The 12,235-nt window shown below is 42.9% G+C and carries 12 protein-coding genes and 1 pseudogene; 9 read left to right on the top strand and 4 right to left on the bottom strand.

Features of this window, described 5'->3' with window-relative positions; genetic code table 11:
• Nucleotides 1-209 precede the first annotated feature (209 nt).
• Complete coding sequence (locus ABDZ53_RS11800; protein ID WP_343756767.1) at nucleotides 210-719, top strand: hypothetical protein; 510 nt, start codon at nucleotides 210-212, stop codon at nucleotides 717-719.
• Between the two features lie 200 nt (nucleotides 720-919).
• Here ABDZ53_RS11800 and ABDZ53_RS11795 read toward each other — a convergent pair whose 3' ends face one another.
• Nucleotides 920-1,264: an ASCH domain-containing protein gene (locus ABDZ53_RS11795; protein WP_343756765.1), complete on the bottom strand. Its 345-nt coding sequence runs from the start codon at nucleotides 1,262-1,264 to the stop codon at nucleotides 920-922.
• 72 nt (nucleotides 1,265-1,336) lie between these two features.
• The gene (locus ABDZ53_RS11790) at nucleotides 1,337-2,575 is read right to left on the bottom strand and encodes an aminopeptidase (RefSeq protein WP_343756763.1); all 1,239 of its coding nucleotides are present in this window, start codon (nucleotides 2,573-2,575) and stop codon (nucleotides 1,337-1,339) included.
• A 302-nt stretch (nucleotides 2,576-2,877) separates the two neighbouring features.
• Here ABDZ53_RS11790 and ABDZ53_RS11785 point away from each other — a divergent pair, with 302 nt between their 5' ends.
• On the top strand, nucleotides 2,878-3,465 hold the full coding sequence (locus ABDZ53_RS11785; protein ID WP_343756761.1) for a TetR/AcrR family transcriptional regulator: 588 nt from the start codon (nucleotides 2,878-2,880) through the stop codon (nucleotides 3,463-3,465).
• Between the two features lie 31 nt (nucleotides 3,466-3,496).
• On the opposite strand, the gene ABDZ53_RS11780 is transcribed toward ABDZ53_RS11785, so the two are convergent.
• Together ABDZ53_RS11780 and ABDZ53_RS11775 are read right to left on the bottom strand one after the other, a co-directional pair.
• Nucleotides 3,497-4,342: an aldo/keto reductase gene (locus ABDZ53_RS11780; protein WP_343756759.1), complete on the bottom strand. Its 846-nt coding sequence runs from the start codon at nucleotides 4,340-4,342 to the stop codon at nucleotides 3,497-3,499.
• Between the two features lie 106 nt (nucleotides 4,343-4,448).
• Nucleotides 4,449-4,904, bottom strand: coding sequence for a flavodoxin (locus ABDZ53_RS11775; protein WP_343756757.1), 456 nt, complete (start codon nucleotides 4,902-4,904; stop codon nucleotides 4,449-4,451).
• 168 nt (nucleotides 4,905-5,072) lie between these two features.
• On the opposite strand from ABDZ53_RS11775, the gene ABDZ53_RS12965 reads away from it, so the two are divergent.
• The 7 genes and pseudogenes from ABDZ53_RS12965 (at nucleotide 5,073) to map (ending at nucleotide 12,162) form a co-directional block, all read left to right on the top strand.
• Nucleotides 5,073-5,219 carry a 2-keto-3-deoxygluconate permease gene (locus tag ABDZ53_RS12965; RefSeq protein WP_425541715.1) on the top strand — a complete coding sequence of 49 codons (147 nt, stop codon included), beginning with the start codon at nucleotides 5,073-5,075 and terminating at the stop codon, nucleotides 5,217-5,219.
• A 226-nt stretch (nucleotides 5,220-5,445) separates the two neighbouring features.
• On the top strand, nucleotides 5,446-6,612 hold the full coding sequence (gene tnpB / locus ABDZ53_RS11770) for an IS200/IS605 family element RNA-guided endonuclease TnpB (protein ID WP_343756771.1): 1,167 nt from the start codon (nucleotides 5,446-5,448) through the stop codon (nucleotides 6,610-6,612).
• Nucleotides 6,613-6,702: 90 nt separating this feature from the next.
• Nucleotides 6,703-7,569: pseudogene (locus ABDZ53_RS11765) on the top strand (2-keto-3-deoxygluconate permease).
• 78 nt (nucleotides 7,570-7,647) lie between these two features.
• On the top strand, nucleotides 7,648-9,084 hold the full coding sequence (locus ABDZ53_RS11760; protein ID WP_343756755.1) for a glycoside hydrolase family 1 protein: 1,437 nt from the start codon (nucleotides 7,648-7,650) through the stop codon (nucleotides 9,082-9,084).
• Nucleotides 9,085-9,180: 96 nt separating this feature from the next.
• The gene (locus ABDZ53_RS11755; protein WP_343756753.1) at nucleotides 9,181-10,077 is read left to right on the top strand and encodes a diacylglycerol/lipid kinase family protein; all 897 of its coding nucleotides are present in this window, start codon (nucleotides 9,181-9,183) and stop codon (nucleotides 10,075-10,077) included.
• Nucleotides 10,078-10,164: 87 nt separating this feature from the next.
• On the top strand, nucleotides 10,165-10,773 hold the full coding sequence (locus tag ABDZ53_RS11750) for a hypothetical protein (protein ID WP_343756751.1): 609 nt from the start codon (nucleotides 10,165-10,167) through the stop codon (nucleotides 10,771-10,773).
• A 633-nt stretch (nucleotides 10,774-11,406) separates the two neighbouring features.
• Nucleotides 11,407-12,162, top strand: coding sequence for a type I methionyl aminopeptidase (map, locus tag ABDZ53_RS11745; RefSeq protein ID WP_343756769.1), 756 nt, complete (start codon nucleotides 11,407-11,409; stop codon nucleotides 12,160-12,162).
• Nucleotides 12,163-12,235 lie beyond the last annotated feature (73 nt).

Genomic DNA, 12,235 nt, shown 5'->3' with positions numbered 1-12,235 from the left:
GGCAAGTGTTTTTTTGTTTTTTCTTGATATAACAACCATTGTAAGCAATTATTAAAAGAAAGTATTGACACTAACAAAACTATAGAGGGGAGTATAGTTATGAAGATAATCGAATCAAGCATTATAGGACGGGGAAAACGATACTAAAACCTTCTACCCAGTTAGAAAGAGCGGAGACGTTCTTTCACATGTTCCAGGAAGAATATGGAATGAAGATTCAGGTTATGGCTTATGTTATTTTTATCCATCCAGAGTTTACGTTGTATCAGATGCCGCCCAATCAAAACATACTACTGCCGTCGCTACTCAATAAACATTTAAGAGAACTGAATAAAATCAGCGCTCCTTTGCATTCAGAGCATAAACGTTTGGCACGCTTAATAAATGACCGTCATATGTCTGATAACCAGTTGGCGAAAAAACCTCACTATTCTTACGAAGAGTTGCGAAAAGGAGCGACGTGTTTGAAGTGTCAGTCTTGGCATGTAAAGGTTATAGAACGGTCCACACATTGTCTAAGCTGTTCTTTTAGAGAGCGTAATGGAGAGGTTATTTTACGAAAATTAGGAGAATACCAGGTATTGTTTCCAGACAAAGAGTTGAAGACAGATAGAATCTATGAATGGTGCGGAAAGAACTACAGTAAAGAAAGTGTGCGGCGAGTGTTGAGTCAGAATTTTGAAGAAAAGGGGACTGGAAAAGGAAGATATTATGTTTAGCGACGTTAGGAAATTAAATAATCGACTTAACGTCGGTAAAATTTAGATTACCGACGATAAAGTTTAAATGAGTTGGGCTAACGTCGCTAAAATATGTTTTAGCGGTGTTAGCTTCCAGTAAAACAGAGCTAACACCGCTAACCGGAAAAAAACCCCAAGGCAGAGGAAAGAAGCTGAGGCTTCTTTCTTCCTCATTATAATTAATCGAGGAGTTCAATGTGAATGGCGACGGCGCCGAATTCTTTTTCTTGTTCAGGTGTGTAGGTGTCATATGTACTTTGAACCAAGTAGTCAACGGATTCGCCATTTGCGCCTAAAATCTGTGGAGGCAAGGTTTCGTATAGGTCTCTAAAAGTCGGGAAGAGATCCAACGCGATCACGCGTACGGTGGCCTGCTCACTCGGGTTTGGTAGTTTGGTAAAGGTGATGGTGTCGCCTACTTTTAAGCGACGGCGTTTGTCGTCCCACAGTCGAATTTCGATTAACTTGGTGCGGGCGATGATTTTTTCAAAAGGGTCATCGTATAAGCCCATAGTGTGATTCATTTAAAAACCTCCCAGATAAGTCATAAGAAAATCCCCTAAAGGAAATTAGGGGAATCGTCTTATGCTAGTTGATTAAGCCCAGGCACCTTTTCTGAATACAGGGACACGTGTGCCGTCTGCACGAATGCCGTCGATATCCATTTCGTCGGATCCGACCATGAAGTCCACGTGAACGTCAGAACGGTTTAAACCGGCTTCTTTTAATTCGTCTTCGGTCATGTCTGTTCCACCTTTTAGGTTAAAGGCGTAAGCTGAACCTAATGCGAAGTGGTTTGATGCATTCTCATCAAATAGAGTGTTGAAGAATGTTAAGCCTGACTGTGAAATAGGGGAAGCATCAGGAACTAATGCGACTTCACCTAAACGAGCCGACCCTTCATCTGTATCCACTAACTGTTTGATGACGTCTTCGCCTTCTTTAGCTTTCACATCTACAACTTTTCCATCTTTGAAGTGGAACTCCATGCCTTCAATGATGTTTCCAGCGTAACTTAACGGTTTAGTTGAAACAACAACACCGTCAACGCGGTTGGCATCTGGAGCGGTAAAGACTTCTTCAGTAGGCATATTCGCCATGAAGCGTTCGCCACGAGCGTTCAAGCTTCCAGCACCTTCCCATAGGTGACCTTCAGGTAAGCCGACTGTTAAGTCCGTTCCTGGAGCGGTGTAGTGTAAAGCAACAAACTGTTCTTTGTTTAACTCTTCTGCTTTAGACTCAAGGGTTTTATCTTTCTCTTCCCAGGTCTTAACAGGATCTTCGTCATATAAATGGATTGCTTTAAAAATAGCGTCCCATAAAGCATCGACACGTTCCTCTGCTGTTTCTAATTCAGGGAACACTTTCTCTGCCCATTTTTCACCAGCAGCCGCGGCTACAACCCAGCTGACTTTGTTGGCTTGAGTCGCTTTACGCATTGCTGAAAAGGCACGGCCGTTCGCTTTTTGAGCAGCTGCGATTTTCGTACTGTCTAAGCCTTTCAGTGAATCCGGATCAGATGAGCGCACGCTGATACGGCTGGCTCCTTTTTCAATGTGAGCTAGAGATTCATCAATTCTGTATTGAGGAACATCTGAAACCACTTCTTTAGATGCATGTTTGAAAGTCGAGCGTGTGATGTGGTCGTCAACCCATTTCACAATCACTTCTTTTGCTCCTTTTTCATAAGCCGCTTCTGTAATGAGGCGAGCTAATGGAGCTTGGTCCACATCGATACTTAAAACAATCGTGTGTCCTTCAGATACGTTAACGCCTGTTGTGACAAGCAAATTAGCGTATTTTTTAAGGTTCTCTTCAAAGTTAGGTAATACCATGTCATTGCCTCCCGTTTATTTTTAAATACTCATTTATAGTAGCATATATGACAGATTGTCACAATGTAAAATGTTTAAGGGTTATATCATCCGAATTATAAATAATTTAATTAAAGCGTTTGAAGAAAAGAGAATAGTTTAAAAAACAAACAAACTTAAAATAACGCGTGTAATTAAGGCCGCTAATTGAAAAGTTATGCATTCTATCGATTGAAAATGCTTTATGTGATATGTTCATTATGTTATACTTAAAAGAAACGTGTAATAAACTACATAAAACTGAACAGTTAGGAGTTTGAAAAGTGCCCAGAAAAAGGAAGATATTAAGAGAACACATATTAGATGCTGCACTTAACCTCATGAAAGAAGAAGGCTTTCATCGGTTCACAGCTCGTCGGATTGCGACACACTTAAATGCTTCTACACAACCTATATATAAAGAATTCAAAAACATGGATGACTTGAAAGAGAACCTTTTAGAATACGTAAAAGAAATTTTAGAAGATAAAGTCTTCCACCTTTATTCAGACCAGTCTGATTTAACAGATGTATGCGTTAATTACGTGCTTTTTGCATCCAAAGAAAGGACGCTGTTTTCTGCCTTATTTATGGATAGAGAATTATCCGTTCATTCTCTGCACAAACATATTCAAAATACGCTGCACCAAATCATACAACGAACGGAAGGATTGGAAGACACGACAGAAGAAGACCGTCAATCCTTACTCGACATTCTCTGGCCAGCGGTCCACGGCTTTTCTGTTCTGACATCCCAAGGGATATATAATTACTCAGATGAAGACATTGCCAGAAAAATGGGAAATATCGTCTCGCATTCAGTCAAGCTATACGAAAATAAAAAAAGCAGCATAAAAAGAAACCTATCCTGATTCGTGTAATCGGGATAGGTTTTCTTTTACTTTAAAATGTAATCTGATCCGGATCAGTTGCGCTGCCGGCACGGCCTGTCAAGCTATCCATCAGTTTTATGTCGGACTTTTCAATTTCAAAATCAAAGATATCCGCATTCTCCCAGACGCGTTCTTTTGTGACGGTTTTTGGAAGAGGGAGGAAGTTATGCTGCAAGCTCCAGCGTAAAACCACTTGTCCGACTGTTTTTCCGTATTTTTCAGCCAATTCTTTCAGCTCGTCCACCTCAAAGATCTTACCTGTTCCAAACGGGCTGTAGGCTTCATTGATAATATCATGCTCCTTATTGAAAGCCACCACTTCCGGCTGCATCTCACTCGGATTCAGTAAAATCTGGTTGACGGCCGGTTTAATGGTCGCAAAGTCGAGTAAAGGTTTTAAGTGATGCGGTCTGAAGTTCGACACCCCAAGGGATTTAATTTTGCCCGCTTCAACGGCTTCTTGCATCGCTTTCCAGCTTTCGTTATTCATCTCTTGCCAGTTATCACGCGTCGAAATCGGATTAGGCCAGTGAATCAGCAGCAAATCAATGGTTTCAATACCTAATTTTTCCAAGGACGTATCAATCGCTTCTTTCGTGCGCTCGTACCCGTGCCAACGATTATGCAGCTTCGTCGTCACAAAAATCTCATCGCGGGGAACGGACGTCTCTTTCAGCGCCTGTCCGACACCTTCCTCATTTTTATACGACTGAGCCGTATCAATATGACGGTAGCCTGCCTCCAGTGCCCACAGAACCGCTTGCTTCGCTTCCTCATTCGAACTCTGCCAGGTTCCAAAGCCAACAACAGGAATCTCTAACCCATTATTCATCTTATACGTATCCGTTAAAGCCATCTGCATTCCTACTTTCTGATTCGTTTGTCTTTACATAAAAGTATACCGAAAAGGCTAAGAAAGACAAAATGAAAACGCCTCTTTAAAAAAAGAGACGCCCCTCACCTTATTTATTTTCTCCAAAAGCCTGCATTAATTTCTGCGCAAAAGCTTTTAAGTTTTCCGCATCTTCCTCTTCCGGATTCAAATCAACGTAGACACTTTCAGCGCCTTTGATTGCGCCCGTCTTAGCGAACATCTCATCAAAGTCGTCTACAGATTGACAGTATTTATCGTAGAAAGTGTCTCCGGACCCGTAACACCCGTAAATTTTTCCAGTTAAATCGACCTCTTCCAGCTCTTCATAGAAATCGACAATTTCATCCGGTAAATCGGCATCGGTTCCGTATGTATACGTTCCGACTAAGACAATATCATAATCTAAAAAGTCCTGGGGATCAGCAAAGACACTTTCGACTACTTCCAGTTCTGCGCCCAGCTCTTCAAAGGCTTCTTCTAAAATTTCCGTACATTCTTCGGTATTGCCAGTCAGGCTGGCATACACGATCATTACTTTAGGCATACAACAAACGTCCTTTCCTTACTTCAGCATAGTGACAGTCTTTCATCAAAAAGCATACCACTTCAGAACAGAAGATTCAATTGGATGAAAAAGGATTTATTTGTTTCAAGATATGGGGAAAGGAGTATACTTAAAGTACTAAATTTTTAGACATAAGGAGATTATTGTATGTTAGAGAAAATTAATAAAATACCAGCTGGGACATTTTTAGTTCCCCTGGTATTAAGTATGGTCGTTTACACGATCTGGCCCAACTTATTTATCGTTTTTAGGCAGAAGACTCCCACCTCTAAGCAAAGCGTAGGTGGGAGATGAATGCCGATTGAGCATCAGCTCAAAATAATGCTTCTGATTTCAGTGCTTTTCGTAACAGCCCAAGTAGACTCCCAGTGAACAGAGCTATATCATTTTGTTCTTGATATGTCTCAATAGCTTTGACCAAATCCTTTGGAATTCTGATAACTTTTTAACTTTTTTCCATTGACATCAGCCCTTAAAAAGAACATCATTATGATAGATATATAAGGAGGTGGAATGTCACATCAATACCCATAAAGCGTATAAATTTCGTCTCTATCCGAATAAGGAACAAGCTCTCTTAATCAATAAGACGATTGGTTGTTCAAGGTTTATCTACAACCACTTTTTGAACCAGTGGAATGATACCTACAAGCAAACAGGGAAAGGGTTGTCCTACAATCAATGCACTGCTCAGCTTCCTGTATTGAAAAAGCAAGAAGAAACTAACTGGCTCAAAGAAGTCGACAGTATTGCCCTGCAATCTTCTTTGCGGAATCTGTCTGATAGTTTTGACCGCTTCTTCAAAAAACAAACTCAACACCCTCGGTTCAAAAGTAAAAACAATCCTGTTCAGTCTTATACAACTAAATCAACCAATAAAAATGTTGCCTTGGTGGGAAACAAATTGAAACTGCCGAAACTTGGACTTGTTCGCTTTGCCAAAAGTCGAGAAGTAGAGGGACGAATCATCAGCGCAACTATTCGTAGAAATGGAACAGGGAAGTACTTTGTGTCTCTTTTGGTCGAAACGGGAGTGGAACCGATTAAAAAAACAGGTTCTTCCGTAGGCATCGATGTAGGGCTAAAAGAGTTTGCTGTTCTGTCTGATGGAACGGTCTATGAAAATCCAAGATTCTTTAGAGGACTGGAAAGAAAACTCGCAACAGAACAACGTAAACTGTCCAAACGGAAAGAACAAGCTATCAAAAACGGACGAAAGTTGTCTGAATCTAAAAACTATCAAAAGCAGCGCACCAAAGTCGCTAAGATTCATGAAACTATTAAGAATAAACGAACGGATTATCTCCACAAACTCTCGACCGAGATTGTCAAAAACCACGACATGATCGGATTGGAAGATTTGTTGGTGAAAAACATGGTCTTGAATCGAAAACTAGCTAAATCTATCTCAGAAGTCAGTTGGTCAGAATTCCGTACCATGTTGGAATACAAAGCGAAATGGTACGGAAAAGAAGTTGTGGTGGTTGCCCGTAACTTCCCTTCTTCACAATTGTGTTCTGGATGTGGCCACCAAAACAAAGCCGTTAAAAATCTCGCTATGCGTGACTGGGAATGCCCAAAGTGTTTTGTACACCACGATAGAGATATTAATGCAAGCATAAATCTGAAACAAGAAGCCCAACGCATTTTAGCTTCTAAAACTGTAGGGACTACAGGGATAGCCTAATAAATATCTGTTCAGTAGAACGGAGTTCTTAGGAATCTCCATCTTCAAAATCCGTTAGGATTTAAGGTGGAGTAGTTCAAGATTGGAGGCATGACTCAGGCGCTGTTTTCAGGACAAGGGGTGAACGTCTTAGCGGCGATTTTGACTTTCTTTTCCGGAACGGTAATCGATATTAAGCAGACCGGAAGACTGCTCGAGCGGCAGGGGGTTCTCTTTATTGCCAAAGTCCTTATCAGTATGCTCTTATCTTATCTGTTCATTCAACTCTTTGGACAAAGTGGTGTCTTAGGCATTAGTGCGGTGGCCTTTGTATCAGTCATCACCAGTACGAACCCAGCGATTTATTTGTTAACGGCTCAGCAGTACGGAAATGAAACGGACACAGGAGCCTTTGGTTTCTTTGGCTTACTCAGTCTGCCGATTGTCCCGACCATTATCTACAGTTTTGTGATGAGTGGCGGAGGCGGCATTGACTGGATGCCTGTTATTTCTATCTTCATTCCCTTACTTGCAGGGATTGCTTTAGGTGCCATCGACAGAAACTTCAGTAAACTGTTCAGTCCGGGGATTGCGGCTTGACTACCTGTCATGGGATGGAATTTAGGACAAGGCATCAATATCCTGGAGGCATTGCGTTCAGGCGTGTCCGGTCTTATCGTAACAGTCATCTTTATTGTCTTTATGCTTTCACTGGTTGTCATCGATCGAGTGGTGTTGAAAAATGACGGCTTACTGGCATTATCTTTAGTAACCGTAGCGGGTGTGTCTTCCTTGACGCCTTCTATCTTAGCGCGTATCTATCCTGAACTCACACAGTATGTGGCCACGTCTACATCACAAATTCTAATGGCAGTCGTTATCACCAGTGTCAGTGCACCGATAGTCGTATCGAAATTAAATCAGAAAAAAGTCGGGAAGCAAGAGCGTCCTTTAACGGATAGCAGACTGGAAGATTAGGAAAACCCAAAATTAATAAGGCGCTTTCACAAATATGTGGTAAACTAGTAGTGATAAAATTTAACAAGGAGTGAAAGCATGTATCATAAAGAACGCGATTCTTTTCCAAAGGATTTCCTTTGGGGCTCCGCTTCAGCGGCTTATCAAGTCGAAGGAGCAGCGAGCGAAGATGGAAAAGGCGAATCAGTATGGGACCGATTCGTCCAGATTCCCGGTAAGACCTTTAAAGGAACAACCGGAGAGGTAGCGGTGGATCATTACCACCGGTACAAAGAAGATGTCCAGCTTATGGCTGAACAAGGACTAAAGGCTTACCGCTTTTCAGTGGCCTGGACCCGGATTATTCCAGATGGGGACGGAGAGGTTAACGAAAAAGGACTCGAATTCTACGATAACTTAATCGACGAATTAATTGAGCATAACATCGAACCTGTCCTGACCTTGTACCACTGGGATATCCCCCAAGCCCTGCAGGACAAATACGGCGGTTGGGAAGGCCGACAAGTCATCCAGGACTTTACCCGCTACGCAGAAATTCTCTTTAAACGCTACAACGGGAAAGTGAAGTACTGGGTATCCTTGAATGAACAGAACATTTTTATCACCCTAGGCTATTCAATGGCGGCTCATCCGCCAGGAGTCACCGATACGAAGCGCATGCTTCAGGCGAACCATATTGCGAGCCTTGCCAATGCGGCCGTCATCAAACGGTTTAAAGAACTGGACATCCGTGGAAAAATTGGCCCGAGTTTTGCTTACGGACCAACTTATGCCATTGACAGCCACCCGGAAAATCAGATGGCTGCTCAAAATAATGAAGAGTTTAACGCTCACTACTGGATGGATGTCTACGTCAACGGACGTTACCCGACGGTGGCTTGGAAGCATTACGAAAGACTCGGTATTGCACCAGAAGTGGAACCGGGGGACGAAGAGCTTTTGAAAGCCGGCAAACCGGACTTCATGGGACTCAACTATTACCAGACCAATACCGTTGCGGCTAACCCGTTAGACGGAGTCGGTTTCGGAAAAATGAACACCTCTGGTAAAAAAGGAACAAGTGAAGAAAGCGGGACACCGGGCTTATACAAGTCCACTCAAAACCCGTATGTCGAACGGACAGACTGGGACTGGGATATTGACCCGACAGGCTTGCGTATTGCGATGCGCCGTATCAACAGCCGGTACAACCTACCGATTTTGATCACGGAAAACGGACTGGGTGCTTACGATACTTTAGAAGAAGACGGCACCATTCATGATACCTACCGTATTGACTTTATCAAAAAGCACATAGAAGCAATTCAAGATGCGATTACGGATGGCGTTGACGTTATGGGTTACTGCACGTGGAGCTATACCGACTTACTCAGCTGGCTCAACGGCTACCAGAAACGCTACGGCTTTGTCTACGTCGACCGGGAAGAGCTGGATGAAAAAGAACTCAAACGCTACAAAAAAGACAGCTACCACTGGTACAAAAAAGTTATTGAAACCAATGGAGAAGAATTATAATCCAACTAAAATACTCGCCTCGTGCGAGTATTTTTCTTATGGATAAAAAGATGCTTCAGTTATACTGGAAGAAATGCATAAAAGGAGTCGACTCATATGAAAAAAGCAGTGGTTATCGTTAATCCGACATCCGGCCGGGAAAAAGGAAAAGATTACGGCCCGAAAGTCAAAGAAGTATTAGAAAGCATCTATGATGAAGTGGAACTCAAATGGACCGAAGGCGAAGGAGACGCCACCCGTTTTTCACGAGAAGCCGCGCGCGCCCAAGTGGATGCGGTTTATGCCTTAGGTGGGGACGGAACGGTCAATGAATGCATCAATGGCTTGGCGCCTGAACCCAATCGTCCCGCTTTCGGCTTTATTCCGCTGGGGACAGTCAATGACTTGGGGAGAGTTTTAGGTATCCCGATGAACCCTGAAAAAGCCATAGACGAGATTGTCACCTATAAGCGCAAACCGGTGGACATAGGAAAAATAAACAATCACTATTTCGCAGACATTGTGGCTATCGGGTCCATCCCTGAAGCGGTCCACGACGTGCCGATTGAGAAGAAAACCAAACTCGGCCCTCTCGCCTATATTTTAGAAGGCGCCCAGTCCGTTGTGGAAAGAGAGAACTATCCTTTGCGGTTTATACTAGAAGAGGAAACCGCAGAACTGGATGCTTTCTTAGTGCTGGTAGCCTTGACCAACTCAGTTGCCGGCATTAAAACCATGATTCCGGATGCAGCAGTGGATGACGGCTTTCTCCATTTAATTGTAGCCGAGAAGCAAAACTTGGCTGAAACGGTCAACTTAGTCCCTAAAATATTTGCCGGGAAACTGACGGAAGATGAACATGTCTTCTACCGAAAATTTAAACAGGCTCGTATTGAATTGCGCGATGACCGAACCGTTGTGACCAATGTGGATGGCGATGAAGGAGACCCCTTACCGATTGATTTAGAAGTGTATAAACATCACCTTCATCTGTTCGTTCCAGAAGAGTCTTAAAAAAGTCATCTTTTATTCTGAAATTGAATACACTTTCAGTCTATGCTAAACTATGAAGAGTAAATGATTAAGAGGACGGTTTGCCTAGTGAAAACGAAAGTTAGTGAAGTACTTAAATCAGATGACACGACAAAAGAAAAACTGCACTATTTGTGGGACTATTACCGCATCCACGTGATTGTAGCCATACTCGGCTTAGCCTTTGGAATATTTATGTTAGTGGATTGGATGAATCGCCCAGTCACGTATTTCCATTTGACGGTATTAGCGCCTCATGTTGACTTTGACGAAGAGGAACCGCTCTCTCAGGAAATGGAACGCTTGTTAAAACCGCAAGGACAAAATGAGGCCGTCTATGCGTCCTTTACCCCGCACGGACAAATGGCCGAACGTTTTGTTGCGCAATTATCAGCGGGCGAATACGATCTCATCTTAATGGATGAAGGGACCTTTACGGAATACGCCGCCTTTGGAACGATGGAGGAATTTCGAGTAGTTGAAATTGATGCAGAAGAACACCATCAGCCAGAGGAATATGATAACCCGATGGCGATCAATTCTTCAACCTTGCCAATCTTGGAAGACTACCACACGACGTCCGATATGTATCTCATGATCCCACAAAACAGTAACCGAAAAGAAAGAACGATTGAGTTCTTCGCCTCCCAAGGCTACACACTTGTCTTTGTAGACTAATTCAAACAAGAAGAAAGCTTTCTCGCCCAAACGAGAAAGCTTTTTGACTGCTTAAAAAAATATGCGCCAACTACTTCATTGTTATTGGAAGTTTTAGCGGTGTTAAAGTAAGAAATTAAAAAGTTAACACTGCTAACTTTTGGATTACAGACGTTAGCCGGCAAAAAATAAAAGTTAACACCGCTAAACTTATTTTTACCTGCGTTAACTTCCCAAATGTAAAAGCTAACGTCGGTAAAGGACCCTTTCTCGCCTAAGCGAGAAAGAATTTAATGGCACTTGAAGAAAAACGGCACGTTTTTCCTCCGTTTAAGATTTTCAGAAGGAAAACACGCGCCAGTCAGCACGTGTTCCCAGTCATTATTTTATTTTAGGAGCTTTAGAGGGATTCGAGTCCAAAAAAAGGAAGTGAATCCTTCTATCTTTTTGTTTAGAGGCATTCGCAGCTTAAAAATCGTTGTGAATCCCTCTAACTCTCAGATTACAGGGATTCGCTTCCAAAATAACTGGTTGAATCCCTCTAAAAGTAACACCGAGTCATACGGGAGAACAACTTTACAAAAAAAGGTTTTTAAAATCAGCGATTTTCGCTATACTAATAGGGATAACAGAAAAGTAGAGGAGAATGTATTTGTGATTACACTCAAATCACCTAGAGAAATTGAAGCCATGGATAAAGCCGGCGATTTATTGGCTGAAATCCACGAAGCCCTGCGTGACTTTATTAAACCGGGCATTACAGGAATGGACATTGAAGAGTTTGTTAAAAAAATGATTGACGACAACGGAGCCATCGCCGAACAAATCGGCTACCAAGGCTACAAATACGCAACCTGTGTCAGTATCAATGACGAAATCTGTCACGGCTTCCCGCGCGAAGAGGTCCTAAAACAAGGTGACCTTATTACCGTTGACATGGTGATTAACCTGAACGGGGCACTAGCCGATTCCGCATGGAGTTACAGCGTGGGTGAACCGACAGACGAAGTCAGAAAATTAATGGAAGTAACGAAAAACGCCCTATACAAAGGCATCGAAGCCGCAAAAGTCGGTAACCGCATCGGCGACATTGGCCATGCTATTCAGACATACGTTGAAGGCGAAGGCTACTCTGTTGTCCGCGAATTCATCGGACATGGCATTGGTCCGACTTTACACGAAGGCCCAAGCGTCCCGCATTACGGCGAACCAAGAAAAGGCATGCGCCTCAAAGAAGGCCTCGTCATCACCATTGAACCGATGGTCAACACCGGCACATGGAAATCCAAAATGGACGACAACGGCTGGACGGCGCGCACACAAGACGGCGGACTCAGCTGCCAATACGAACACACTCTAGCGATTACAAAAGACGGACCAAAAATCCTAACCCAGCAAAAAGGCGAGTAAACCTTTGACACTCCCACAGCTAAAGCAGTGGGATTCTTAAGTGCTTTGTCGAACGCAGGCCATTTCTGTTTTG

Source organism: Alkalibacterium iburiense (genome assembly GCF_039521845.1).
Lineage (GTDB): Bacteria > Bacillota > Bacilli > Lactobacillales > Carnobacteriaceae_A > Alkalibacterium > Alkalibacterium iburiense.
The sequence above is the reverse complement of the archived record's forward strand: the minus strand, read 5'-3'. Positions and strand labels throughout refer to the sequence as shown.

Coding starts and splice junctions, on each gene's coding strand:
- ABDZ53_RS11800 (WP_343756767.1), top strand. CDS start 210: ATGAAGATTCAGGTTATGGCTTATGTTATTTTTATCCATCCAGAGTTT.
- ABDZ53_RS11795 (WP_343756765.1), bottom strand. CDS start 1,264: ATGAATCACACTATGGGCTTATACGATGACCCTTTTGAAAAAATCATC.
- ABDZ53_RS11790 (WP_343756763.1), bottom strand. CDS start 2,575: ATGGTATTACCTAACTTTGAAGAGAACCTTAAAAAATACGCTAATTTG.
- ABDZ53_RS11780 (WP_343756759.1), bottom strand. CDS start 4,342: ATGGCTTTAACGGATACGTATAAGATGAATAATGGGTTAGAGATTCCT.
- ABDZ53_RS11775 (WP_343756757.1), bottom strand. CDS start 4,904: ATGCCTAAAGTAATGATCGTGTATGCCAGCCTGACTGGCAATACCGAA.
- ABDZ53_RS12965 (WP_425541715.1), top strand. CDS start 5,073: ATGTTAGAGAAAATTAATAAAATACCAGCTGGGACATTTTTAGTTCCC.
- ABDZ53_RS11760 (WP_343756755.1), top strand. CDS start 7,648: ATGTATCATAAAGAACGCGATTCTTTTCCAAAGGATTTCCTTTGGGGC.
- ABDZ53_RS11755 (WP_343756753.1), top strand. CDS start 9,181: ATGAAAAAAGCAGTGGTTATCGTTAATCCGACATCCGGCCGGGAAAAA.